The following is a 23124-nucleotide window of genomic DNA, read 5'->3' as shown; positions in this document are numbered from 1 at the left end:
GGAGAGCCATGCACCTCGACCATGCCCCCCACCGCGCCGGCGCCGTCTCCGCCGACGCCCACCGCCCCGACGGGACCCGGCGCGCCCTGCGCATCGGACTCGGCGGCCCCGTCGGCTCCGGCAAGACCGCGACCGTCGCCGCTCTCTGCCGCGCCCTGCGCGACCAGCTCTCCATCGCTGTCGTCACCAACGACATCTACACCCGTGAGGACGCCGAGTTCCTGCTCCGCAACGCCGTCCTGCCCTCCGAGCGCATCCAGGCCGTCGAGACCGGCGCCTGCCCGCACACCGCGATCCGCGACGACATCTCCGCCAACCTCGAAGCCGTCGAGGAACTGGAGGACACCGTGGGCCCGCTCGACCTGATCCTCGTCGAGTCCGGCGGTGACAACCTCACCGCCACCTTCTCCAAGGGCCTCGTCGACGCCCAGATCTTCGTCATCGACGTGGCCGGCGGCGACGACATCCCGCGCAAGGGCGGCCCCGGCGTCACCACCGCCGACCTGCTCGTCGTCAACAAGACCGACCTCGCCCCGTACGTGGGATCGGACCTGGAGCGGATGGCCCGCGACGCCGCCGAGCAGCGCGGCGACCTGCCCGTCGCGTTCACCTCCCTCACCGGCCCCGACGGAGTCCGCCCCGTCGCCGACTGGGTGCGCGCCCAGCTCGCCTCCTGGGCCGTGGCGCCCACGCCCGCCGCATGAGCCTGCGCGCCACCGCCCGGATCGTCGCCGACGCCGGCGGCGGCCTGCCGCTCCTGGAGAGCGACGGCCCCCTCGCCGTCCGGCGCACCCGCGCCACCGGGCCGTACACCCGGGTCACCGTCGTCGGAGCCATGAGCGCGCCACTCGGCGGTGACCGCCTCGCGATCGAGACGGAGGTACGGGACGGGGCGCGGCTTCTCGTCGACTCGGCCGCGGCGACGCTCGCCCTGCCCGGCCGCGGCGGCGCACCCGCCGCGTACGACATCCGGCTCACCGTCGGCGACCGCGCCGCGCTGCGCTGGCTGCCGGAACAGCTCGTCTCGGCCCGCGGCTCCGACCTGCGGATGCGTACGACCGTCGAACTCGCCGCCACCGCGCGGCTCGTGCTCCGCGAGGAACAGATCCTCGGCCGGCACGGCGAGGAGACCGGCACGCTCATCACCCGCCTCACCGTCCGCCGCGCCGGACGGCCCCTGCTCGACCAGGAACTGGCGTACGGCCCGGGCGCACCCGGCGGCTGGGACGGCGGCGCGGTTCTCTCCGGCCATCGCGCCGTCGGTCAACTCCTCGTCGTGGACCCGGAGTTCGAGGCCAAGCCGGTGGCGTCCCGGCCGCTCGCGGAGAACGCCGTCCTCACCCCGCTATCCGGCCCCGCCGGTCTGGTCACGGCGGTCGCCGCCGACGCCCTCCAGCTGCGGCGCGTCCTGGACGAGGCGCTCGGAGTCCTCGCCCCGGCCTGAGTTCACCGTTTCTCACCCGGTGCACCGCTCAGCGGTACACCCTCTCCGGTTATGGGTTCGGCAAAGAAACACCAGTACGGCCTTTCGCCGCGCGCCCCACTGACGAAAGGATCCCCCGGACAGACCGACACACCCATAGGGGGAGGAACCACGTGGGACGCACCGCGGTGCTCGGCTCGGCCGGCACTCTCATTGCGGGCACGCTCATGGCCGGCGCGCTGGCGGCTCCGGTCGCCACCGCCGACAGCCGCCATCGACCGGACGCGGAGGCGCGCGGCACCGCCGTCGCCGCCGAGCGGGCGGCGAAGCAGGGCATCGACTGGCGGGACTGCCCTGCGGACTGGGGCCTGGAGAAGCCCATCCAGTGCGGCTGGGTCACCGTCCCGGTCGACTACAGCAAGCCGAACGGCAAGCAGATCAAGATCGCCGTCGACCGCATCGGCGCCACCGGCACCCCCGCCGAGCGCCAGGGCGCGCTCCTCTACAACCCCGGCGGTCCCGGCGGCTCCGGCCTGCGCTTCCCCCGCCGTGTCACCACCAAGAACGCCATCTGGGCGAACACCGCCAAGGCGTACGACTTCGTGGGCTTCGACCCCCGCGGCGTCGGCCGCTCGGCCCCCATCTCCTGCGTCGACCCGGCCGAGTTCGTCAAGGGCCCCAAGCTCGACCCGGTGCCCGACAGCGAGGCCGACAAGCTCGCGCAGCGCAAGCTCGCCGCCGAGTACGCCGAGGGCTGCGCGGAGAAGAGCGGCGACATCCTGCCGTACATCAACACGCTCAACACCGCCCGCGACCTCGACGTCGTCCGGGCCGCGCTCGGCGAGAAGAAGCTCAATTTCGTCGGCGTCTCCTACGGCACCTACCTCGGCGCCGTCTACGGCACCCTCTTCCCCACCCACGTGCGCCGCATGGTGCTCGACAGCGTCGTCAACCCCTCGACGAGGAAGATCTGGTACGAGGTCAACCTCGACCAGGACATCGCCTTCGAGGGCCGGCTCAAGGACTGGATGACCTGGGTCGCCCAGCACGACGCCACCTTCCACCTCGGCGACACCTACGAGGAGGTCCGGCAGCAGTGGGAGACGCTGCGCGCCGCGGCCAAGAAGACCCCGCTGGGAGGGAAGGTCGGACCGGCCGAGCTCGTGGGCTTCTTCCAGAACGCGCCCTACTACGACTCCATGTGGGTCCCGGTCGCCAAGGCCTGGAGCGCCTACGCCGCAGGTGACCCGCAGCCGCTGATCGACTCGGCCGCCGCCGACCCCGCCGACACGGCCGGCAACATCGCCTCGGAGAACGGCAACGCGGTCTACACGGCGGTCGAGTGCGCCGACGCCCCTTGGCCCACCAGCTGGAGGAAGTGGGACCGGGACAACAGCCGGCTCCACGCGAAGTACCCCTTCATGACCTGGTCCAACGCCTGGATGAACCTGCCCTGCGCCACCTGGTCCACCCCGCGCCAGCGGCCGACCGAGGTCCGGACCGGCAAGGGCCTGCCGCCCGTTCTCATCACCCAGGCCGAGCGCGACGCGGCCACGCCGTACGCCGGGGCCGTCGAGCTGCACAAGCGGTTCAAGGGCTCGCGCCTGATCACCGAGAGGGACGCCGGCTCGCACGGCATCACCAACCTCGCCAACCCGTGCCTGAACACGCGGGTGGAGGCCTACCTGCTCTCCGGCGAGCTGGACGCCCAGGACGTGACCTGCGCCCCGCACGCCACGCCGAAGCCGTAGTCACCGGCTGACAGGGGAGGGGCGGCCGTCCAACGACGGCCGCCCCTCCCCTCTCAGGTACGGGTGGCGAGCCAGGCGTCCTCCGCCGCGTAGTCGAAGAAGTCCACCTGGTACTTCGCCAGACCCGGGAATGCCTCCCGCCACTCCCGTCCCGTCGACCGCTCCGCCAGCCACTCGACCGTCGCCGGCAGGGACTCCTCGTACGACACCACCGGCCGGTACCCCAGCTCCTTCTCCGCCGCCGACATGTCGTAGACGATCGGGTGGCCCCCCGTCCAGGGCGTGAGCCCCACCGTCTCCCTCGGGGGCGGCCCGTCGATCAGGAACGTCTCGCTCCGCGCTCCCATCACGGCGTCGATCGCGCGGCCGATCTCCGCCACCGTCGGCGCCTGCGGGTCGGCGCCGTTGAGTACCCGGGTCCCCGGGTTCGCCGCCGCCAGACGGATCAGCTCGGCCAGATTGTCGACATGGACGGGGTGGAACCGCGAGCCGCCGCCGTACGAGAGGACGCGCACCGGCCGCCCGTCGAGCACCCGCTTGACGAACCACAGCTCGCGCGGACCCGCGCAGTACGGCCCGTGGATCGCGCCCGCCCGCAGCACCGTCGTCGGCAGCTCCTCACCCGCCGCGAGCACCTCCCGCTCCAGCGCCACCTTCCGTGTCCCGTAGGTCACCTCGCCCGGCGACACCGTCCGCCAGGTCTCAGGGATCGGCAGCGGGTAGGCGGGGAAGCCGTCCGGCTGGTCCTGGGTGTCGAAGCTGCGGCCCCGGTCGTCCTCGTAGACGGCGCCGCTGGAGATCACCACCGCCGAGCCGATCCGGTCGGCGAGTGCGGCCAACTGCCTTCCGTGGCCGCCGTGGTAGGCGACGATGTCCACCAGCACGTCGCAGCCGTCACCGAGCCCCGTTGCGAGCGCGCCCTCCTCGTTCCGGTCCAGCCGCACGGACCGGACCTCCGCCGGCCAGCTCTCGTCGCGGCCGCCGCCGCGCGAGGCCGCCGTCACCTCCCAGCCGTCCGCGACGAGCCTCCGCACGGCCGCCCGTCCCACCTGCCCTGTCGCTCCGAGTACGAATGCGCTTCCCTGAGTCATGGGCGCGACGCTACGGCGGCCGTGATCGCCACCCCAGGGGCTTTCGCCGTGCGCGGATCCGCTCTCAGCGTCCGCGGCGCGGGAACCTTCGAGGCGCCGCGGCCTTCTCGGCCTCCGCCGCCTTCACGTCGGCCGCGTACGCGTCCACGTACTCCTGCCCCGACAGTGCCAGGATCTCGTACATGATCTCGTCCGTCACCGCGCGGATCGCCGCCTTCTCGTCCTCCAGGCCCGCAAAGCGCGAGAAGTCCAGCGGTGCCCCGAACCGGACGGTGACCCGCCGGACCCTCGGCACGACCTTCCCGGGCGGCTGGATCTCGAAGGTCCCCACCATCGCGCACGGGATCACCGGCACCCCGGCCTTGATCGCCATGACCGCCACCCCGACCTTGCCCTTGTAGAGCCGCCCGTCGTGCGAGCGCGTGCCCTCCGGGTAGATCCCGAGCAGCTCGCCCCTGGACAGGACACCCAGCCCTTCACGGATCGCCGCCTTGCCCGCCGCCTTGCCGGAGCGGTCGACCGGGATCTGCCCGGCGCTGCGGAAGAACGCGGCAGTCAGCCGGCCCTTGATCCCCGGCCCCGTGAAGTACTCCTGCTTGGCGAGGAAGGTGATCCTCCGCCTGAGGACGGCCGGCATCAGGAAGTGGTCGGAGAAGGACAGATGGTTCCCGGCGACGATCGCCGGGCCCTCCTCCGGGATGTGCTCAAGGCCCTCGGTCCGGGGGCGGAAGAGCAGCCTCAGAAGCGGCCCGAGCAGGACGTACTTCAGCAGGTGGTAGAACACCGGCGACCCCCGTTCGTTCGAGTGTGCTTCTGCCCCGCGTTGTACTTTCTCACCCTGCGCGCGACTTTGGTCCACACTGGAGACGGAGAGTGTGACCGATGGCCGCAGCACGCCGACCGACGCGGCCCGGCGCAGCCGTCACCGCGGCGCTGTGCGCGGTGATGACCGCCGGGCTCTACGGATGCTCCGCCTCGGGCGCCCCCAAACCGGCCCCGACGCCCACACCGTCCACTTCCGACCCCGGCCAGGAGCAGCGGTCGCCCTTCACCGGTCTGCCGGCCAGGCCCGCCCCCGTGCTCGCCGTGAAGATCGACAACGTGCCCCCGGCGCGCCCTCACACCGGCCTGAACGCGGCCGACCTCGTGTACGTCGAGCAGGTGGAGGGCGGTCAGACCCGCCTGCTCGCCGTCTACTCCTCCGATCCGCCCGATCGGATCGGACCCGTGCGCAGCGCCCGGGAGTCCGACATCGAGCTGCTCCGCCAGTTCGGCCGGCCGGCACTCGCCTATTCGGGCTCGCACTCCGGCCTGAAACCGCTGCTCGGTCAGGCCCCCCTGTACGCGCTGCCCCCGGAGGACGCCCCACGCGCCTACGTACGCGACCGTGGCCGGTCCGCGCCGCACAACCTGTACGTGCTGCCCGACCGCGCGCTCGCCGCCGCGCCGAAGGCCACCGACGCCAAGGACATCGGCTTCCGCTTCGGCCCGGCCCCGGCGGGCGGCGAGCCGGTCAACGAGCGCACGGTCCGTTTCCCCGCCTCCCGCTACACGTTCACCTGGAACGCCGCCGAGAAGGGCTGGCGGGTGGCGATGGACGGCCGGGCGGCCGTCACCGACGGCGGTCCGGTGAAGGCGACGACCGTGGTCGTGCAGTACGTGGACATCCGCCCCTCCAAGTTCAGCGACTTCCTCGGGAGCGTCTCCCCGTACACCGAGACCGTCGGCAAGGGCACCGCCCTCGTCCTGCGCGACGGCCGGGCCCACGACGCACGCTGGAGCCGGCCCGCGGCCGACCAGGGCACCTCCTTCACGACCCCGTCCGGCGCGCCCCTGAACTTCGCGCCCGGCCGGACCTGGGTCGTCCTCGCGCCGCGCGGATAGCGGCGGGCTCCCGGGGTACGCGCAGGGCACGACCAGGGAGGAGATCCGCCATGGGCGCCGACATCTGGGGCTACCGCGAGAGCGCGGGCCATGTGCCCGGGACCCGTCTCATCGGCTATCGGGTCGAGGCCACCGACGGGCACATCGGGAAGGTCGACCAGCACACCGAGGAGGTCGGCAGGTCCTACCTCGTCGTCGCCACCGGACCGTGGGTCCTTGGCCGGCACGTGCTGCTGCCGGCGGGAGTGATCGCCCGGGTCGACACCGGGACCGAGACCGTCCACCTCGCCTGCACCAAGGACGACGTCAAGGATTCCCCCGACTTCGAGAGCGGGCAGCACGAAGAGGACGGCAACGTCATCAAGCTGACCGGGCAGTACTACGCCAACCGCCACATGTAGGGCCGAGGGGCCTGACCGCTGCGGCTCAGGGGCCGGTCGGCCGCCCGCGCCGGCGCGCCCCCGTGGAACCGGAGCTGTCCGCCGCCGCCATCCCGATCGTGACCATGCCGAGCACCACCCAGCCGAACCAGAGCCAGCCGCTGCTGCCGAGTGCCACGGTGTACGCCGTCGTCAGCACCAGGGCCGCGACGGTGATCACGCTCATCGCCTTCGTGGGACCGGACATCTGTCCGCCCTCCTCATGACGGGGCCGTCAGTTCATCGTGACCCCTGTGACGCCCGGAGCGCTACTCCCCTGCGCGACCCGGTCGCGCCGGCTTCGCGCCCCTACCGCCCGCGGGCCTGGAGGGAGGCGAGGTAGGCGTTGTACTCCTCCAGCTCCTTGTCCCCGTCGCGGTCGGCGGCCCGGTCCTTGCGGACGGCCTGCCGCTGCTCGGAGTGGTACCACTGGTACACGAGCGCGATCAGCACCAGCACCGACGGGATCTCGCTGAAAGCCCAGGCGATGCCGCCCGCGGCGTTCTGGTCGGCGAGCGCGTCGATGCCGAGCGAGGCCGGGGGATTCTCGTACGCCTTGATCATCGGTTCGGTCGCCATCATCAGCGCGATGCCGAAGAACGCGTGGAACGGCATGCCCGCGAAGAGCTCCAGCATCCGCATCACATAGCCGGGGCGGTGCGGCCCCGGGTCGACGCCCATGATCGGCCAGAAGAAGACCAGACCGACCGCGAGGAAGTGCACCATCATCGCGATGTGCCCGATCTTCGACCCCATCAGGGTGTCGAAGAGCGGGGTGAAGTAGAAGCCGTACAGGCTCGCGATGAAGAGCGGGATCGTGAACGCCGGGTGCGTGATGATCCGCATGTACCGGCTGTGCAGCAGCATCAGCAGCCACTCGCGCGGGCCCTTGCTGCCCCGGGCCGCCACCGGCAGCGCCCGCAGCGCCAGCGTGACGGGCGCGCCGAGCAGCAGCAGGATGGGCGAGAGCATCGAGACGACCATGTGCTGCACCATGTGCACGCTGAACATGACCATGCCGTAGTCGTTGAGCTTGGTGCACATCACCAGGGCCACCGACAGCACGCCGAGGGTGAAGAAGACCGTCCGGCTGACCGGCCAGCCGTCCCCCCGCGCGCGAAGGCGCGACACGCCCCAGCCGTACAGCGCGAGCCCCACGAGGCAGCCGACGAGGAAGAACGGGTCCGCCGAGAACTCCAGCCCCCGCCCCAGCGTGAACGGCGGCAGATCCATGGTCATGCCGTGCCCGCTGTGATCCATCTGTGTACTCCTGGAGCCCGTTTCGCGCTTGTTGTCCGCACCAGACTAGAACCGCCCCCGTTCGCGGATGCGACCGGGGGCGGTTCGTGAGGTGGTGCACGCGTTGCGGAAGCGGCCTCAGAGCACGCACTCGGCCTCTGCGTACCGCTCGGCCGGGACGGTCTTGAGGGTCTCCACGGCCTGGGCCAGCGGCACCATCTCGATCTCCGTGCCGCGCAGCGCGGTCAGCATGCCGAACTCGCCGCGGTGCGCCGCCTCCACCGCGTGCCAGCCGAAGCGGGTGGCCAGGACCCGGTCGTACGCCGTCGGTGTGCCGCCCCGCTGGACGTGGCCGAGGATCACCGGGCGGGCCTCCTTGCCGAGCCGGCGCTCCAGCTCGACCGAGAGCTGGTTGGCGATTCCGGTGAAGCGCTCGTGGCCGTACTGGTCCTTGGCGCCGACCTCGAAGCTCATCGAGCCCTCGCGCGGCTTGGCGCCCTCGGCGACCACCACGATCGCGAATCGCTTGCCGGCCTCGAAGCGCTCACCGACCCGGGCGGTCAGCTCGTCGATGTCGAAGGGACGCTCCGGCACGACGATGGCGTGCGCGCCGGCCGCCATACCGGAGTGCAGGGCGATCCAGCCGGTGTGCCGGCCCATGACCTCGACGATCAGGACCCGCTGGTGGGACTCGGCGGTGGTCTTCAGTCGGTCGAGGGCCTCGGTGGCCACGCCGACGGCGGTGTCGAAGCCGAAGGTGACGTCGGTCGAGGCGATGTCGTTGTCGATGGTCTTCGGCACGCCCACGATCGGCAGCCCGGCCTCGGAGAGGAGGTTGGCCGCCTTCAGCGTGCCCTCGCCGCCGATCGGGATGATCGCGTCGAGACCCAGATCGGCGACGTGGCCCCGGGCGCGCTCGACGCCGTCGACCAGGTGCGCGGGCTGGACCCGGGAGGAGCCGAGGATGGTGCCGCCCCGGGCCAGGATGCCGCCCACCGCGTCGAGGTCGAGCTTGCGGTAGTCGGCCTCCAGGAGGCCCTTCCAGCCGTCGTGGAAGCCGATGACCTCGTCACCGTGGTCGACGACGGCGCGGTGCACGACGGAACGGATGACGGCGTTCAGACCGGGGCAGTCGCCGCCGGAGGTGAGCACACCAATGCGCATAGCCCGAATACCTTTGCAACGTGGGCCGACACCCGGACCACGTCGTCCGGTTGGATCCCCGCCACCCTATCGGTGCCGGGTGGCGGGGCCGAACCGGATGTCCGCAGATTGGACACCGTATTGACTTACGAATCCAATGCGCGCATGCCTGCTCAGACGTGCACTCCGCCGGGCGGGCCGAGCCGTGGTCAGGCGGGCTGCGTCGCGGCGGCGATGCGCTCGGCGCGCAGCGCCTCGTACCACCGGTCGTCGGTCGGCGGCAGCGCGTTCACGTCGAGGGCCAGCTTCAGGAGCAGGTCCGCGATCTGCGGGTTGCGGGCCATGACCGGGCCGTGCATGTACGTACCGAAGACGGTGTCGTTGTACGCGCCCTCGGTGCCGTCGCCCGTGCCGTTGCCCTTGCCCAGGATGGTCCTGGCGAAGGGGCGGGCGGTCGGACCGAGGTGGGTGATGCCCTGGTGGTTCTCGAACCCCGTGAGCTGGGGGAGGCCGAGCCGGGGGTCGATGTCCGCGAGGACGTCGCCGACGCACCGCTCGCCCTCGCCGCGGGTGGAGATCACGTCGATCAGTCCGAGGCCGGGCTCGCGCTCGCCGAGGTCGTTGATGAACTCGTGGCCCAGGATCTGGTAGCCGGCGCAGACCGAGAAGATGATCGCGCCGTTGGACGCGGCACGCTCCAGGCCGCCGTCGCGGCGCAGCCGCTCGGCCGCGAGGCGCTGCGGCCGGTCCTCGCCGCCGCCGATCAGATAGATGTCGCCGGAGGTCGGCACCGGCTGGTCGCTGCGGACGTCGACGCGCTGGACGTCCAGACCGCGCTGGCGGGCGCGGCGCTCGACGACGAGGGCGTTGCCCTGGTCGCCGTACGTGCTGAGCAGGTCCGGGTAGACCCAGACCAGGCGCAGGCTGCTGTCACTCATGCTGCATGTCCTCTACGGGTCAGTTGCCGACGCGGCGGCGGACGTCCTGGAAGGCGGTGTAGTTGGCGATCAGCTCGATCTGTCCGGGCGGGGCCAGCTGGACCGCCTCGTCGATCGTCTCGCACACGCGGAAGTCCACGCCCGCGACCTCCAGGCGGACCGCCAGGTCCAGCTTCCGGTCGCCGATCACCATGATCGGGTGGCCGGCGAGCCGCCCGTAGTCCACGTCCCACAGCCAGGAGGTGTCCGTGCCGTCGGCGCCGCGCGCGTTGACGGAGAGGATCACCGGGGCCGGCGGCTGATCGATGAGGGAAAACGTTTCGAGCCAGCCCGCCGGGTTCTTCGCGAGCAGCAGTCGCAGCTCACGGCCCTGGAAGGTGACCACGTCGTAGCGGCCGGCCACGGCCTGCACCTGGTACATGCGCTCCAGGGCGACCTGCGGCGGCACACCGAAGACGGCGGCGACGGCGGCGGAGGTGGCGGCGTTGGCCTTGTTGGCGCGGCCGGGCAGCTGCAGGTGGATCGGCCAGGCCGAACCGTGCGGGTCCAGGACGTGGTCGCCGTTGAGCGCCCAACTCGGCGCGGGGCGGCGGAAACCGCACTCGCCGCAGAACCAGTCGTCGCCCGGACGCTGCATCACACCGCCGCAGGAGGGGCACGACCAGGCGTCGTCCTTCCACTCCTGGCCGGCGGCGACCCACACCACGTTGGGGGAGGAGGAGGCGGCCCACACGATCAGCGGGTCGTCGGCGTTGGCGATGACCACGGCCTTCGTGCCGCTCAGACCCTCGCGCCACTTCTCGGCGAGCATCCGGGTCTCGGCGGCGCGGTCGAGCTGGTCGCGGGAGAGGTTGAGCAGCGCGATCGCCTTGGGCGTGGTGTCCCGGGCGACGCCGGCGAGGTACTTCTCGTCGACCTCGATGACGCCGTACTTGGCGTCGGAGCCGCCGGCCAGCGCGGACGTGATGCCCGCGGGCATGTTGGCGCCCAGCGCGTTGGAGACGACCGGGCCGCTGGCCCGCAGCGCCTCGGCGATCAGCCGGGTGGTGGTGGTCTTGCCGTTGGTCGCCGACACCAGGACGACGTCCAGATGCTGCGCGAGCCGACCCAGCAGATCGGGGTCGAGCTTGAGCGCCACCCGGCCGCCGATCACCGATCCGCTGCCACGTCCCGCTGCGCGCGACACCGCGGCGGCGGCCTTGCCCGCCGTCACGGCCAGCTTGGCACGCGGCGACAGCGGCTCTGGATTACCGGGGTGTCCTGACATCGTTCTTGTTCCTCCTTGCGTCGGTCCGGGCTCAGCCTATCGAGATCCGGCCAGCGACCCGAACCGCGGCACCACCGGGACTCCTGCCGAAAGAGCGAGGTCACAGCGGACCGTACCCTTACGCCCATGCGAAACCGGCCGATCCCCGGCAGTTCCGGCCACGTCCGAGCCATGACCCTGCTCGGCGACCCGGTGCTGCACGCCCCCTGCGAACCCGTCACCGACTTCGGCCCCGAGCTGGTCCGGCTGGTCGAGGACATGTTCGCCACGATGTACGCGGCGAACGGCGTCGGCCTCGCGGCGAACCAGGTGGGTGTGGGGCTGCGGGTCTTCGTGTACGACTGCCCCGACGACGAGGACGTCCGTCACCTCGGACACCTGGTCAATCCCCGTCTGGTGGAGGCGGACGGGGATGTCGTCCGCGGCCCCGAGGGCTGCCTCTCGCTGCCGGGCCTGGAGGCGTCGACCCCTCGTTTCGACCGTGCGGTGGTCGAGGGCGTCCGCCTGGACGGCACCCCGGTCCGCGTCGAGGGCACGGGCTTCTTCGCCCGCTGCCTCCAGCACGAGTGCGACCACCTGGAGGGCGTCGTCTACGCGGACCGCGTGACGGGGTGGCGCAAGTCACGTCTCCTGCGTGCGATCAGGAAGGAGCCCTGGGGGAGCTGAGCTCCCTCAGAACCCCGGCGCGCCCGCGCGGTCGCCCGCCTCCGCCAGGCGGCCCCACAGGAGGTCCGCCAGGCTCTTGACCAACTCCGCCCGTGAGCACGGCCGTTCGCCGAGCCACCAGTCGCCCGCCGCGTGCATCATGCCGACGATGCCGTGGCCCCAGATCCGGGCCTGCGCGTCGCCCGCCGGGCCGAGGTCGATGCGTTCGGCGATGACCTGGCCCAGCTCCTCGCCCATCCGCCGCAGCAGGGGCGCCGAGTGGCGGCCCACGTCGAAACCGGCCTCCGCCTGCTGCGTCTCCTCCGCCGGGTGCATCAGGAAGCGGTAGACCTGCGGCATCGCCTCGATCGAGGCGAGGTAGGTGTCGAGCGTCGCCTCGACCCGCTCGCGCCGGTCGGCCGGGGCGTCCAGCGCCGCCCGGAGCGCGGCGAGCAGTGCGTCGGTGTGGCGGGTCGCGAGGGCCCGGTAGAGCCCGCCCTTGTCGCCGAAGTGCCGGTACAGGATCGGCTTGGTGATCCCGGCCTCGGCCGCGATCGCGTTCATCGAGGCCTTGGGGCCGTCCCGGAGCACCACCCGGTCCGCCGCCTCCAGCAGTTCACGGCGCCGCTGATCGGCCGGCTTCTGCTGGTCGGTGGTCCGGTGTGTGGTCTCCATAGCGTGTCTCCCCGCCCGTGCGAATTCCGTGAGGCTGTCGCAACGTAACACCCGACGCGCGCCTCACGCCGGTCGGGTGCGGACCGCTTCGCCGCAGGTTGACAGCGCCTACTTGCGAGTAACACACTGCTGTTACCGCAAGTAACGCAGTGCTGGGAGGGAACATGGCCGAGTTCACGCTCGAACTCAACGACGACCAGAAGCAGGTCCGTGACTGGCTGCACGGATTCGCCGAGGACGTGATGCGCCCCGCCGCCGCCGAGTGGGACGAGCGTGAGGAGACTCCCTGGCCGATCATCCAGGAAGCCGCCAAGATCGGCATCTACTCGCTCGATTTCTATGCCCAGCAGTTCTTCGACCCGACCGGCCTCGGCATCCCGATGGCGATGGAGGAGCTGTTCTGGGGCGACGCGGGCATCGCCCTCTCCATCGTCGGCACCGGACTCGCCGCCGTCGGCGTCCTCGCCAACGGCACCGAGGAGCAGATCGGCACCTGGATCCCGCAGATGTACGGTGACGTCGACGACGTCAAGGTCGCCGCCTTCTGCTCCTCCGAGCCCGACGCCGGCTCCGACGTCGCCTCCATGCGCACCCGCGCCGTCTACGACGAGGCCAAGGACGAGTGGGTGCTCAACGGCACCAAGACCTGGGCGACCAACGGCGGCATCGCCAACGTCCACGTCGTGGTCGCCGTCGTCGACACCGAACTCGGCTCCAAGGGCCACGCCTCCTTCATCGTGCCGCCGAACACCCCCGGACTCTCCCAGGGGCAGAAGTTCCAGAAGCACGGCATCCGCGCCTCGCACACCGCCGAGGTCGTCCTGGAGAACGTACGCGTCCCCGGCCACTGCCTGCTCGGCGGCAAGGAGAAGCTGGACGAGCGCCTCGCCCGGGCCCGCGAGAAGGCGAAGGCCAGCGGGGGCGAGCGAGTCAAGAACGCGGCCATGGCCACCTTCGAGGCATCCCGGCCCGCCGTCGGCGCCATGGCCGTCGGCACCGCCCGCGCGGCCTACGACTATGCCCTCGAATACGCCAAGACCCGCGAGCAGTTCGGCCGCCCGATCATCGACAACCAGGGCATCGCCTTCCAGCTCGCCGACATGCGCACCCAGATCGACGCGGCCCGCCTCCTGGTCTGGCGCGCCTCCTGGATGGCCACCGCAGGCAAACCGTTCACCTCGGCCGAGGGCTCGATGTCCAAGCTGTTCGCCAGCGAGACGGCCAAGAAGGTCACCGCCCAGGCCATCCAGATCCTCGGCGGCAACGGCTACACCCGCGAGTACCCCGTGGAGCGCATGCACCGCGACGCCGCGATCTACACCATCTTCGAGGGCACCAGCGAGATCCAGCGCCTCGTGATCGCCCGCACCCTCTCCGGGATGCCGATCCGCTGACACCCCCCACACACACGCACCGTCGCTCCAGGACCCGACCCCCGACCCGGGCCTCACACCACGCAGAACTCGTTGCCCTCCGGGTCCTGGAGCACCACCGCGTAGTAGTCCATCCCGTCCGGCTCGTCCCTCACGTACAGGACCGACGCCCCGAGCGCGGTCAGCCGCGCCACCTCGCCCTCCACCCGCTCGCGCCGCACCGCCAGCGGTACGTCGCTCCCGCCCCCGACCTTCAGGTCGAGATGGACCCGGTTCTTGACGGTCTTCGGCTCCGGGACCCGCTGGAACCAGACGCGCGGCCCGATCCCCTTCGGGTCCACGATCGACTCGGGCAGCTCCCCGACGCCTTCGCCGAGCTCCTCCTCGGGCACGCCGATCGACGCCCAGTACGCCCGCCAGCTGGTGTGAGCCCCGGGCGGCGGCTGCGGCACATAGCGCAGAGCCTCCGCCCAGAACCTCACCATCCTCTCCGGCACGGCGCAGTCGATGGTCAGTTGCAGCGTCATCTCGATCGGTTCCATGGCGCGAGCTTCCCAGGCCCCACTGACAGTCGAGCCGACGGCGGGAAAGCGGACGCGCGTTCCTCCCCACCTACCGGCGAGTCACGTCGTGCGGCAGAATCGCCCGGGCCGGTGACGATCGAGGGGGCAACGCACACATGGCAACCACCACCACCGAAGTACCGGGCCCCGCCGGCCTTCCCCTGCTGGGCTCGATGTTCGATCTGAAGAACGACTCGCTCGGGACCTTCCTGCGCTCCCAGCGCGAGCACGGCGACGTCATCCGCATCACGGCCGGACCGCCCGGCATGCGGGGCGTCGTCTACGGGGTCTTCTCCGCCGAGGGTGCTCAGCAGGTCCTGGCCACGGAGTCCGCCAACTTCCGCAAGGACAACCACTTCTACCAAGAGGTCCGCGAATCCTTCGGCAACGGTCTGCTGACCAGCCAGGACGAGGACTATCTGCGCCAGCGCCGGCTCGTCCAGCCGCTCTTCACCCGTCGCCGTGTCGACAGCTACGCCGAGGCGATCGCCGCCGAGGTCGCCACGGTCCTCGGGCCGTGGCGGACGGCGGAGGACTCCACCGTCGACGTGCTCGACGAGATGACCACACTCGCCCTGCGCGCCGTCGCGCGCATCCTCTTCGGCACGGACGTCGAAGCGGCCGTCGAGATCGTCGAGCGCGCCTTCCCCGTCATGGGGGACTACGTCCTGCGTCGCGGCTACTCGCCCCGCAACCTCCCCCGCCACTGGCCCACCCCCGGCAACCGCCGAGCGGCCGCCGCCCACGAGGAGCTGTACGCCGTCTGCGACCGGATCATCGCAGAGCGGCGCGCGGCCGGCGGCGACGCCGGCGGCCAGGACCTGCTGACCCTCCTCGCCGAGGCCGAGAGCACCGAGGACGGCAGCTTCGACGCCTCCGAACTCCGCGAGCAGGTCCTCGTGTTCCTGCTCGCCGGACACGAGACGACGGCCACCTCCCTCGGCTTCGCCCTCCACCTCCTCGCCCTTCACCCCGAGCAGCAGAAGCGGGCCCACGAGGAGGTCGACCGCGTCCTGGCCGGCCGTACTCCCGGGGCCGCCGACCTCGAAGCGCTGCCCTACCTCACCCAGGTGCTGAAGGAGGCCATGCGGCTCTTCCCGGCCGCCCCCGTCGTCGGCCGCCGGGCCGTCGCCGCCACCGAGATCGGCGGCCACACCATCCCGGCGGGCGCCGACGTCATCGTCGCCCCCTGGGTCACGCACCGGCACCCCGCCTACTGGGAGGAGCCGGACCGCTTCGACCCCGAGCGTTTCACACCGGAGGCCGAGGCCGGCCGGCCGCGTTACGCCTGGTTCCCCTTCGGCGGCGGACCGCGCGCCTGCATCGGCCAGCACTTCTCGATGCTGGAGTCGGTCATCGCGCTCGCGATGATCCTCCAGGCCCACGAGCTGGCGGCGATCGACACCGAGGTACCGGTCAGCGCCGCGATCACCCTCCAGGCCGCCGGCCGGGCCCGCGTCCGCCTGCGTCCCCATACGGCCTGAGTCGGGTCCGCGGAGGGCTGTCCGGTCCTTCGGGCGGGACAGCCCCGGACGCGTCAGGGCCGCGTCGAGACGACGACCGTCGCGTACAGCTCCCGCGACGTGACGACCCGGGGTGTCAGTCCGCAGCCCGTGATCGCCTCGACCGCGTCCGCGGCCTGGCGCTCGCTCGTCTCGACCAGGAGACGCCCGCCGGGTGCCAGCCAGTCGGCGGCCTCCGCCGCCACGCGGCGCAGCACGTCGAGACCGTCCGCGCCGCCGTCGAGCGCGACCAGCGGCTCGTGGTCGCGGGCCTCGGGGGGCAGCAGTCCGACCTCGCGCGTCGGGACGTACGGCACGTTGGCGACGAGCACGTCGACGCGCCCCCGCAGCGAGCGGGGCAGGGGTGCGAAGAGGTCACCCTCGTAGACCCGCCCGCCGCGTGGCTCGACGTTGCGCCGCGCGCAGCGCACGGCGGCCGGCTCGATGTCGGAGGCGTACACCTCGAGCCCCTCCACGGCCGAGAGGAGCACCGCCCCGGCCGCTCCGGAGCCGCAGCAGAGATCGACGCAGACGGCCCCCGGCCGGGCCAGGCGCACGGCCTGCCCGACGAGGAACTCGGTACGCCGCCGGGGCACGAACACCCCTGGATCGACGGCTATCCGCAGACCGGAGAACGCCGCCCACCCCACGACATGCTCGATGGGGAGGCCGGCGGCGCGCCGATCCACCATCGAGTCGAGTTCGTCGGTGGTGTGCGCCGCGGAGAAGAGAAGTTCCGCCTCGTCCTCGGCGAACACGCAGCCGGCGGCGCGCAGTCGGGCGACGGTGGTGGAACGAAGAGAGCAGGACAGGTTGAGCGACATGAAACCTTCCGGGAAGCCGAGGGGCGCTCCCGTGGTCATCCGAGTCGGCCGGACCACACGGTCGTCGAGGGGAAGCACCCGTTGCGTACTGCGTGGATGGGTCCCACCTCCTCGGTCGTGCCTGCTGGAGCCGCTCACATTACATGATCGACACCGTGGGGTCCGGCCGGCCGGCCGCGCAGGTCAGGCGGACAGATGCGCCTCGATCGCCTTGAGCACCTCGGGGGCGTCCGGCTCGGTGCGCGGACGGAAGCGGGTGACCGACCCGTCCTTGCCGATCAGGAACTTCTCGAAGTTCCACTGGATGTCTCCGGCCTCACCGTCGGCATCCGCGACCTTGGTGAGCTCGTTGTAGAGCGGGTGGCGGCCGGCGCCGTTCACGTCCGTCTTCTCGAGCAGCGGGAACGTCACGCCGTACGTCGCCGAGCAGAAGGTGTGGATCTCGTCCGGGCTGCCCGGCTCCTGGCCCGCGAACTGGTTGCAGGGCACCCCGAGCACGGTGAAGCCGCGCTCGCCGTACTCCTTCTGCAGCTTCTCGAGCCCCGCGTACTGGGGGGTCAGGCCGCACTTGGACGCCACGTTGACCACCAGGACCGCGTGGTCGCGGTAGTCGGCCAGCGAGATCGGCTCGCCGGTCAGGGTGCGCAGCGGAATGTCGTACAGGCTCATGAAGACGTTCTCCTCGTCATGGTCCGTCAAGGTTCGGCATGGTTCGTCGATCGGTCGGTCGGTCGGTCGGTCGGTCGGTCGGTCGGACGGTCGGTCGGCGTCGGCCCGTACCTCAGGACAGCTTCCGGAACAGGCCCTCCTGCACCACCGACACCAGCAGCCGCCCGTCGCGGTCGTAGATCCTGCCCCGCGCCAGGCCGCGCCCACCGGTCGCGATGGGGGACTCCTGGTCGTAGAGGAACCACTCGTCCGCCCGGAACGGCCGGTGGAACCACATCGCGTGGTCCAGCGACGCCATGTCGAAGCCGCGTGGACCCCACAGCGGCTCCACCGGGATCCGGACCGCGTCCAGGAGCGTCATGTCCGAGGCGTAGGTCAGCGCGCAGGTGTGCACCAGCGGGTCGTCGCCGAGCGGGCCGACCGCCCGCATCCACACCGCGCTGCGCGGGTCGGCGTCCTTGACCTCCTCCTGCGTCCACCGCAGCCTGTCCACGTAGCGGATGTCGAACGGCTGGCGCCGCGCCATCCGCTCCAGCGCCTCCGGCAGCGTGCCGAGGTGGTCGCGGATCTCGTCCGCGAGCTTCGGCAGGGTCTCCGGGTCCGTCATGTGCCGCGGCGGAAGCTGGTGCTCGAACCCCGCCTCCTCCGGCAGATGGAAGGAGGCCGTCAGGTTGAAGATCGTCCGGCCCTGCTGGATCGCGGTGACCCGGCGGGTGGTGAACGAGCGCCCGTCCCGCACCCGCTCCACCTGGTAGACGATCGGGACGCCGGGACGCCCCGGCCGCAGGAAGTAGGCGTGCAACGAGTGCACCGGGCGGTCGCCGTCGGTCGTGCGACCGGCGGCGACCAGGGCCTGGCCCGCGACCTGGCCGCCGAAGACCCGTTGCAGCGACTCCTGCGGGCTGCGACCGCGGAAGATGTCGACCTCGATCTGCTCCAGATCGAGGAGGTCGACGAGGCTCTCGGCGGGGTTGGTCACGACTGCGCTCCTTCTACAGCTGTCCGACGGACGTCACGCGGACGATCGCCCGGCCCTCCTCGTCGGAGGCCGCGAGATCCACCTCCGCGCTGATGCCCCAGTCATGGTCGCCGTTCGGGTCGGCGAACGTCTGCCGGACGCGCCACAGACCGTGGGCCGCGTCCTCCTCGATCGCGAGCAGCTTCGGACCGCGCGCGTCCGGACCCGTACCGAGGTCGTCGTACTCGTCCCAGTACGCGTCCATCGCCTCACCCCACGCGTCCGCGTCCCAGCCCGCGTCCGCGTCCAGCTCGCCCAGCGCGTCGACGTTGTCCAGGGCCGCCAGCTCCACGCGGCGGAACATCGCGTTGCGGACCAGGACCCGGAAGGCCCGGGTGTTCGCCGTGACCGGCTTGACCTGGTCGGCCTTCTCCTGGGCCTCCTCGGCCGTCTCCACCTCGGGGTTCGCCAGCTGCTCCCACTCGTCGAGCAGCGAGGAGTCCACCTGGCGCACCATCTCGCCCAGCCACTCGATCAGGTCGGTCAGGTCCTCGGTCTTCAGATCGTCCGGGATCGTGTGGTCCAGCGCCTTGTACGCGCTCGCGAGATAGCGCAGCACGATGCCCTCGGTCCGCGCCAGCTCGTACCAGGACGTGAACTCCGTGAAGGACAGCGCCCGTTCGTACATGTCACGGATGACGGACTTCGGCGAGACCGGGTGGTCGCCGACCCACGGGTGCGACTTCCGGTAGACGTCGTACGCGTGCCAGAGCAGCTCCTCCAGCGGCTTCGGGTACGAGATGTCCTGGAGCCGCTCCATGCGCTCCTCGTACTCGACGCCGTCGGCCTTCATCTGCCCGACCGCCTCGCCGCGCGCCTTGTTCTGCATGGCGGCGAGGATCTGGCGCGGGTCGTCGAGGGTCGACTCGACGACCGAGACCATGTCCAGGGCGTAGGACGGCGACTCCGGGTCGAGCAGGTCGAACGCGGCGAGCGCGAACGTCGACAGCGGCTGGTTGAGCGCGAAGTCCTGCTGGAGGTCGACGGTGAGCCGGATCGTGCGGCCCTCCGCGTCCGGCTTGTCGAGCTGCTCCACGACACCGCCGTCCAGCAGTGAACGGTAGATCGCGATGGCCCGGCGGATGTGCCGCAGCTGCGCCTTGCGCGGCTCGTGGTTGTCCTCCAGGAGCTTGCGCATCGCCTCGAACGCGTTGCCCGGCCGGGCGATTACCGAGAGCAGCATGATGTTGGTGACCTTGAAGCGGGAGGTCAGCGGCTCCGGCTCGGCGCCGATCAGCTTCTCGAAGGTGGTGTCGCTCCAGGCGACGAAGCCCTCCGGGGCCTTCTTGCGCACCACCTTGCGGCGCTTCTTCGGGTCGTCGCCGGCCTTCGCGAGCGCCTTCTCGTTCTCGATGACGTGCTCGGGCGCCTGCGCGACCACGAGCCCCGCCGTGTCGAAGCCCGCGCGGCCGGCCCGCCCCGCGATCTGGTGGAACTCCCGCGCGCGCAGCGTGCGCACCCGAGTGCCGTCGTACTTCGTCAGCGCCGTGAAGAGCACCGTACGGATCGGCACGTTGACGCCGACGCCGAGCGTGTCCGTACCGCAGATCACCTTCAGCAAACCCGCCTGGGCCAGCTTCTCGACGAGACGGCGGTATTTGGGGAGCATGCCCGCGTGGTGGACACCGATGCCGTGGCGCACGTACCGCGAGAGGTTCTGGCCGAACTTGGTGGTGAAGCGGAAGTTGCCGATCAGCTCGGCGATCTTGTCCTTCTCCTCGCGCGAGCACATGTTGATGCTCATCAGCGACTGCGCCCGCTCGACGGCCTGCGCCTGCGTGAAGTGGACGATGTAGACCGGCGCCTGCTTGGTCTCCAGGAGCTCGGTCAGGGTGTCCGTGATGGGCGTCAGGCGGTACTCGTACGAGAGCGGCACCGGCCGGCTCGCCGAGCGGACCACCGAGGTCGGCCGGCCCGTGCGCCGGGTCAGGTCCTTCTCGAACATCGACACGTCGCCGAGCGTCGCCGACATGAGGACGAACTGCGCCTGGGGCAGTTCCAGGAGCGGGATCTGCCATGCCCAGCCGCGGTCCGGCTCGGCGTAGAAGTGGAACTCGTCCATCACGACCTGGCCGATGTCGGCGTACTTCCCGTCCCGCAGCGCGATGGACGCCAGCACCTCGGCCGTGCAGCAGATGACGGGCGCGTCGGCGTTCACGGACGCGTCGCCGGTCAGCATGCCGACGTTCTCGGTGCCGAAGAGCTTGCACAGGTCGAAGAACTTCTCCGACACCAGCGCCTTGATCGGCGCCGTGTAGAAGGTCACCTGGTCGTTCGCCAGCGCGGTGAAGTGCGCCGCCGCCGCGACCAGTGACTTTCCGGAGCCGGTGGGGGTGGACAAGATCACGTTGGCGCCGGAGACCACCTCGATCAGCGCCTCTTCCTGGGCCGGGTAGAGCGTGATGCCCCGGCCCTCCGCCCATGAGGAGAAAGCCTCGAAGAGGGCGTCGGGGTCGGCGTTCGGCGGGAGCTGATCGATAAGGGTCACGCCCCCATCTTGCCTGGCTTCCGCTCGGATGAGGGAACCGGCCGCCGGGCGCAAGATCACGGACGATACGCTGCCTCGTCGACCGGTCGTCAAGTGAGCGCCGGCGCCGGAGGAACGGGGCGGGAACGAGCATGATGGGACCGGCGCACTCGCTGTCCGGAGCGGCCGCCTGGCTGGGCGTCGGGGCGGCGACGGCCGCCGCGGGCCACCCGATGCCCTGGCCGGTCGTCGTCGTCGGAGCGCTCATCTGCGCGGGCGCGGCCCTCGCCCCGGACCTCGACCACAAGTCCGCGACCATCTCGCGCGCCTTCGGACCGGTCTCCAAGGGATTGTGCGAGATCGTCGACAAGCTCTCGTACGCGGTCTACAAGGCGACCCGCTCTCCCGCCGACCCCCGCCGCTCGGGCGGGCACCGCACGCTCACCCACACCTGGCTGTGGGCGGTCCTCACCGGCGCCGGAGCCTCGGTCGCCGCCGTCACCGGCGGCCGCTGGGCCGTCCTCGCGATCCTCTTCGTCCACCTGGTCCTGGCCGTCGAGGGCCTGCTGTGGCGGGCCGCGCGGATGTCCAGCGACGTCCTGGTCTGGCTGCTCGGCGCCACCAGCGCCTGGATCCTCGCGGGCGTGCTGGACAAGCCCGGCAACGGCGCGGACTGGCTCTTCACCGGTCCCGGCCAGGAGTACCTCTGGCTCGGCCTGCCGATCGTCCTGGGCGCTCTCGTCCACGACATCGGCGACGCGCTGACCGTCTCCGGCTGCCCGATCCTGTGGCCGATCCCGGTCGGCCGCAAGCGCTGGTACCCGGTCGGCCCGCCGAAGGGCATGCGCTTCCGCGCGGGGAGCTGGGTCGAGCTGAAGGTCCTGATGCCCGCCTTCATGCTGCTGGGCGGCGTCGGCGGGGCGTCGGCTCTGGGCTTCCTGTAGAGCCCCCCCGCAGGCCGTGGCCGGAAGACGCGCGCGCCGTCTGGCGCCCCGGCCCGCGGGCCGTCCATGATGTGGTGCTCCCGACGGGCCGTCAGGTGTCCGTCGGATCCGACTGCCGGCCTGGGGGGTCCGCATGGAGGAACAGCACATACGCATGGCGCGCCGAGCGAGACGGGGGGCGGCGGCGGTGACGGCACTGGCCGCCCTCGCTCTCGCCCTCGCCGTACCGGCGCAGTCACCGGCACAGGCGGCCGGGCCCCGTCCCTGCCCACCGTCGATCACGGTGCTCGGCACGCTGTCCGCGACGGGCGGGGGAGTGGTCACCGACCTCGGCCGGGGCGGGACGGCGGTCGGCGGCTCCGGCGGGAAGCCGGTGTACTGGCGCGGGACACGGCTCCGCGCCGTTCCGCTGCCGGCAGGACATACCGGGGGAACCGTGGAGGCGGTCAACCGGCACGGCCTCATGGTCGGCACCCTGTCCGGCCCGGGACGGGGCCCCACCCCCTTCAGCTACCGGGCCGGAGCGCGTGCGGTCACCCTGCTTCAGGGCGGCGGATACGCCAAGGACGTCGACGACCGCGGCAGGATCGTGGGCTACCGCCACGGCGCCGACGGGTGGGCCACGGGCGTCGAGTGGTCCGGCCGGACGATCCGCCGTGAGCTCGCGGTTCCCGCGCACGTCCGGGTCGAGGAGGTCACCGGGATCAACAACCGGGGCCAGATCGTCGGGCACGGCTACGGCGAGGGCGAGGAATACGCCGGCTACCACGTCGCCCTGCTCTGGTCCGCGGACCGGTCGGCGCCGGCGCGCGAGCTGCCGCCCGTGAACCCGGGGGACACCTACTCCTCCTACGCACCCCGCGACATCGACGACCGGGGCCGCATGGCCGGCACCTTCAGCTACAGCAGGGCCATGGAATCGGCCGGTCTGCACTGGGCGCCTCCCTACACCGAAGCGCCGCTGTGGATCGCGCCTCCCGGTGGCCGGACCTCCGCCACCCTGGAGGACATCAGCCCGAGCGGCGGCGTCGCCGTCGGCACCGTGGCCGACTCGCCGATCACCGGCCCGTGGCCGCCGGACACCGCCCCGCCCGAGCAGGCCCAGTACTGGCCGGGCGCGGGCCCCGCGCTCGTCCTGCCCCGTCTTGCCCCGGAGGGTGCCTCCGCCGCGTACGCGGTCGCGGACGACGACCGGGTCGGCGGCCGGGCGGTGGATGCCGCCGGCCGCCTCCGCCCGGTGATCTGGACATGCGCCTCGCGGCAGGCGTACCACCCGTAGGAAACGGCGT

At 71.6% G+C, this 23124-nt stretch carries 23 protein-coding genes; 10 read left to right on the top strand and 13 right to left on the bottom strand.

Translation table 11 applies throughout. The features are described from left to right. Nucleotides 1-8 precede the first annotated feature (8 nt). The 3 genes from ureG to IE136_RS21915 all read left to right on the top strand — a co-directional run bounded on the left by ureG (nucleotide 9) and on the right by IE136_RS21915 (nucleotide 3174). Nucleotides 9-704 carry an urease accessory protein UreG gene (ureG, locus tag IE136_RS21925; protein WP_189601174.1) on the top strand — a complete coding sequence of 232 codons (696 nt, stop codon included), beginning with the start codon at nucleotides 9-11 and terminating at the stop codon, nucleotides 702-704. Then, entirely contained in the window at nucleotides 701-1444 is a 744-nt protein-coding gene (locus IE136_RS21920) for an urease accessory protein UreD (RefSeq protein WP_189601173.1), read from the top strand. The genes ureG and IE136_RS21920 overlap by 4 nt, the downstream gene beginning before the upstream one ends. 152 nt (nucleotides 1445-1596) lie before the next feature. After that, nucleotides 1597-3174: an alpha/beta hydrolase gene (locus IE136_RS21915; RefSeq protein WP_189601172.1), complete on the top strand. Its 1578-nt coding sequence runs from the start codon at nucleotides 1597-1599 to the stop codon at nucleotides 3172-3174. Nucleotides 3175-3227: 53 nt separating this feature from the next. Here IE136_RS21915 and IE136_RS21910 read toward each other — a convergent pair whose 3' ends face one another. Together IE136_RS21910 and IE136_RS21905 are read right to left on the bottom strand one after the other, a co-directional pair. Then, nucleotides 3228-4265, bottom strand: a complete 1038-nt coding sequence (locus IE136_RS21910) for an NAD-dependent epimerase/dehydratase family protein (RefSeq protein ID WP_189601171.1) — start codon at nucleotides 4263-4265, stop codon at nucleotides 3228-3230. 64 nt (nucleotides 4266-4329) lie between these two features. Continuing rightward, nucleotides 4330-5049, bottom strand: a complete 720-nt coding sequence (locus IE136_RS21905) for a lysophospholipid acyltransferase family protein (protein ID WP_189601170.1) — start codon at nucleotides 5047-5049, stop codon at nucleotides 4330-4332. A 98-nt stretch (nucleotides 5050-5147) separates the two neighbouring features. Between IE136_RS21905 and IE136_RS21900 the strand changes: the two genes are divergently transcribed. Beyond that, nucleotides 5148-6149 (top strand): DUF3048 domain-containing protein, encoded by a 1002-nt coding sequence (locus tag IE136_RS21900; RefSeq protein WP_189601169.1) that lies wholly within the window; start codon nucleotides 5148-5150, stop codon nucleotides 6147-6149. 50 nt (nucleotides 6150-6199) lie between these two features. Next, entirely contained in the window at nucleotides 6200-6550 is a 351-nt protein-coding gene (locus IE136_RS21895; protein ID WP_158985053.1) for a PRC-barrel domain containing protein, read from the top strand. Nucleotides 6551-6575: 25 nt separating this feature from the next. On the opposite strand, the gene IE136_RS21890 is transcribed toward IE136_RS21895, so the two are convergent. The 5 genes from IE136_RS21890 to IE136_RS21870 form a co-directional block, all read right to left on the bottom strand. Further along, entirely contained in the window at nucleotides 6576-6776 is a 201-nt protein-coding gene (locus tag IE136_RS21890) for a hypothetical protein (RefSeq protein ID WP_189601168.1), read from the bottom strand. A gap of 101 nt (nucleotides 6777-6877) precedes the next feature. Then, nucleotides 6878-7828 (bottom strand): cytochrome c oxidase assembly protein, encoded by a 951-nt coding sequence (locus tag IE136_RS21885; RefSeq protein ID WP_158985049.1) that lies wholly within the window; start codon nucleotides 7826-7828, stop codon nucleotides 6878-6880. A gap of 117 nt (nucleotides 7829-7945) precedes the next feature. Continuing rightward, a complete protein-coding gene (locus IE136_RS21880) occupies nucleotides 7946-8971 on the bottom strand; it encodes a 6-phosphofructokinase (protein ID WP_158985047.1) in 1026 nt (341 codons plus the stop codon). 188 nt (nucleotides 8972-9159) lie between these two features. Beyond that, complete coding sequence (locus tag IE136_RS21875) at nucleotides 9160-9888, bottom strand: type 1 glutamine amidotransferase (RefSeq protein WP_158985045.1); 729 nt, start codon at nucleotides 9886-9888, stop codon at nucleotides 9160-9162. Nucleotides 9889-9907: 19 nt separating this feature from the next. Continuing rightward, nucleotides 9908-11155: a Mur ligase family protein gene (locus IE136_RS21870; RefSeq protein WP_158985043.1), complete on the bottom strand. Its 1248-nt coding sequence runs from the start codon at nucleotides 11153-11155 to the stop codon at nucleotides 9908-9910. Nucleotides 11156-11281: 126 nt separating this feature from the next. Here IE136_RS21870 and def point away from each other — a divergent pair, with 126 nt between their 5' ends. After that, nucleotides 11282-11821, top strand: coding sequence for a peptide deformylase (gene def, locus IE136_RS21865; RefSeq protein ID WP_158985041.1), 540 nt, complete (start codon nucleotides 11282-11284; stop codon nucleotides 11819-11821). Between the two features lie 6 nt (nucleotides 11822-11827). On the opposite strand, the gene IE136_RS21860 is transcribed toward def, so the two are convergent. Next, nucleotides 11828-12475, bottom strand: coding sequence for a TetR/AcrR family transcriptional regulator (locus tag IE136_RS21860; protein ID WP_158985039.1), 648 nt, complete (start codon nucleotides 12473-12475; stop codon nucleotides 11828-11830). Between the two features lie 164 nt (nucleotides 12476-12639). Here IE136_RS21860 and IE136_RS21855 point away from each other — a divergent pair, with 164 nt between their 5' ends. After that, nucleotides 12640-13869 carry an acyl-CoA dehydrogenase family protein gene (locus IE136_RS21855; RefSeq protein ID WP_189601167.1) on the top strand — a complete coding sequence of 410 codons (1230 nt, stop codon included), beginning with the start codon at nucleotides 12640-12642 and terminating at the stop codon, nucleotides 13867-13869. Nucleotides 13870-13922: 53 nt separating this feature from the next. Here the strand turns inward: IE136_RS21855 and IE136_RS21850 are convergent, their stop codons facing one another. Next, entirely contained in the window at nucleotides 13923-14390 is a 468-nt protein-coding gene (locus IE136_RS21850) for a VOC family protein (protein WP_189601166.1), read from the bottom strand. 137 nt (nucleotides 14391-14527) lie between these two features. Between IE136_RS21850 and IE136_RS21845 the strand changes: the two genes are divergently transcribed. Next, nucleotides 14528-15895, top strand: coding sequence for a cytochrome P450 (locus tag IE136_RS21845; protein ID WP_189601165.1), 1368 nt, complete (start codon nucleotides 14528-14530; stop codon nucleotides 15893-15895). A 53-nt stretch (nucleotides 15896-15948) separates the two neighbouring features. Here IE136_RS21845 and IE136_RS21840 read toward each other — a convergent pair whose 3' ends face one another. The 4 genes from IE136_RS21840 to IE136_RS21825 all read right to left on the bottom strand — a co-directional run bounded on the left by IE136_RS21840 (nucleotide 15949) and on the right by IE136_RS21825 (nucleotide 20972). After that, nucleotides 15949-16737: a putative protein N(5)-glutamine methyltransferase gene (locus tag IE136_RS21840; RefSeq protein WP_189601164.1), complete on the bottom strand. Its 789-nt coding sequence runs from the start codon at nucleotides 16735-16737 to the stop codon at nucleotides 15949-15951. A gap of 183 nt (nucleotides 16738-16920) precedes the next feature. Next, nucleotides 16921-17406, bottom strand: a complete 486-nt coding sequence (locus tag IE136_RS21835) for a glutathione peroxidase (RefSeq protein WP_158994023.1) — start codon at nucleotides 17404-17406, stop codon at nucleotides 16921-16923. Between the two features lie 112 nt (nucleotides 17407-17518). Next, nucleotides 17519-18385, bottom strand: coding sequence for an acyl-CoA thioesterase (locus IE136_RS21830; RefSeq protein ID WP_158985031.1), 867 nt, complete (start codon nucleotides 18383-18385; stop codon nucleotides 17519-17521). Nucleotides 18386-18398: 13 nt separating this feature from the next. Beyond that, complete coding sequence (locus IE136_RS21825; RefSeq protein ID WP_158985029.1) at nucleotides 18399-20972, bottom strand: DEAD/DEAH box helicase; 2574 nt, start codon at nucleotides 20970-20972, stop codon at nucleotides 18399-18401. Between the two features lie 71 nt (nucleotides 20973-21043). Between IE136_RS21825 and IE136_RS21820 the strand changes: the two genes are divergently transcribed. Then, nucleotides 21044-21835, top strand: a complete 792-nt coding sequence (locus tag IE136_RS21820) for a metal-dependent hydrolase (RefSeq protein ID WP_158985027.1) — start codon at nucleotides 21044-21046, stop codon at nucleotides 21833-21835. Between the two features lie 154 nt (nucleotides 21836-21989). Continuing rightward, on the top strand, nucleotides 21990-23114 hold the full coding sequence (locus tag IE136_RS21815) for a hypothetical protein (RefSeq protein WP_189601163.1): 1125 nt from the start codon (nucleotides 21990-21992) through the stop codon (nucleotides 23112-23114). Nucleotides 23115-23124: the final 10 nt, after the last annotated feature.

Source organism: Streptomyces lateritius (assembly GCF_014649715.1).
GTDB lineage: Bacteria > Actinomycetota > Actinomycetes > Streptomycetales > Streptomycetaceae > Streptomyces > Streptomyces lateritius.
The sequence above is the reverse complement of the archived record's forward strand: the minus strand, read 5'-3'. Positions and strand labels throughout refer to the sequence as shown.

Bases quoted from the DNA above. Each gene is read 5' to 3' on its own strand.
- IE136_RS21815 (WP_189601163.1), top strand. From the start codon at position 21,990: ATGGCGCGCCGAGCGAGACGGGGGGCGGCGGCGGTGACGGCACTGGCC.
- IE136_RS21890 (WP_189601168.1), bottom strand. From the start codon at position 6,776: ATGTCCGGTCCCACGAAGGCGATGAGCGTGATCACCGTCGCGGCCCTG.
- IE136_RS21920 (WP_189601173.1), top strand. From the start codon at position 701: ATGAGCCTGCGCGCCACCGCCCGGATCGTCGCCGACGCCGGCGGCGGC.
- ureG (WP_189601174.1), top strand. From the start codon at position 9: ATGCACCTCGACCATGCCCCCCACCGCGCCGGCGCCGTCTCCGCCGAC.
- IE136_RS21895 (WP_158985053.1), top strand. From the start codon at position 6,200: ATGGGCGCCGACATCTGGGGCTACCGCGAGAGCGCGGGCCATGTGCCC.
- IE136_RS21875 (WP_158985045.1), bottom strand. From the start codon at position 9,888: ATGAGTGACAGCAGCCTGCGCCTGGTCTGGGTCTACCCGGACCTGCTC.
- IE136_RS21845 (WP_189601165.1), top strand. From the start codon at position 14,528: ATGGCAACCACCACCACCGAAGTACCGGGCCCCGCCGGCCTTCCCCTG.
- def (WP_158985041.1), top strand. From the start codon at position 11,282: ATGCGAAACCGGCCGATCCCCGGCAGTTCCGGCCACGTCCGAGCCATG.
- IE136_RS21900 (WP_189601169.1), top strand. From the start codon at position 5,148: ATGGCCGCAGCACGCCGACCGACGCGGCCCGGCGCAGCCGTCACCGCG.
- IE136_RS21885 (WP_158985049.1), bottom strand. From the start codon at position 7,828: ATGGATCACAGCGGGCACGGCATGACCATGGATCTGCCGCCGTTCACG.
- IE136_RS21870 (WP_158985043.1), bottom strand. From the start codon at position 11,155: ATGTCAGGACACCCCGGTAATCCAGAGCCGCTGTCGCCGCGTGCCAAG.
- IE136_RS21820 (WP_158985027.1), top strand. From the start codon at position 21,044: ATGATGGGACCGGCGCACTCGCTGTCCGGAGCGGCCGCCTGGCTGGGC.
- IE136_RS21880 (WP_158985047.1), bottom strand. From the start codon at position 8,971: ATGCGCATTGGTGTGCTCACCTCCGGCGGCGACTGCCCCGGTCTGAAC.
- IE136_RS21840 (WP_189601164.1), bottom strand. From the start codon at position 16,737: ATGTCGCTCAACCTGTCCTGCTCTCTTCGTTCCACCACCGTCGCCCGA.
- IE136_RS21910 (WP_189601171.1), bottom strand. From the start codon at position 4,265: ATGACTCAGGGAAGCGCATTCGTACTCGGAGCGACAGGGCAGGTGGGA.
- IE136_RS21850 (WP_189601166.1), bottom strand. From the start codon at position 14,390: ATGGAACCGATCGAGATGACGCTGCAACTGACCATCGACTGCGCCGTG.
- IE136_RS21860 (WP_158985039.1), bottom strand. From the start codon at position 12,475: ATGGAGACCACACACCGGACCACCGACCAGCAGAAGCCGGCCGATCAG.
- IE136_RS21835 (WP_158994023.1), bottom strand. From the start codon at position 17,406: ATGAGCCTGTACGACATTCCGCTGCGCACCCTGACCGGCGAGCCGATC.
- IE136_RS21855 (WP_189601167.1), top strand. From the start codon at position 12,640: ATGGCCGAGTTCACGCTCGAACTCAACGACGACCAGAAGCAGGTCCGT.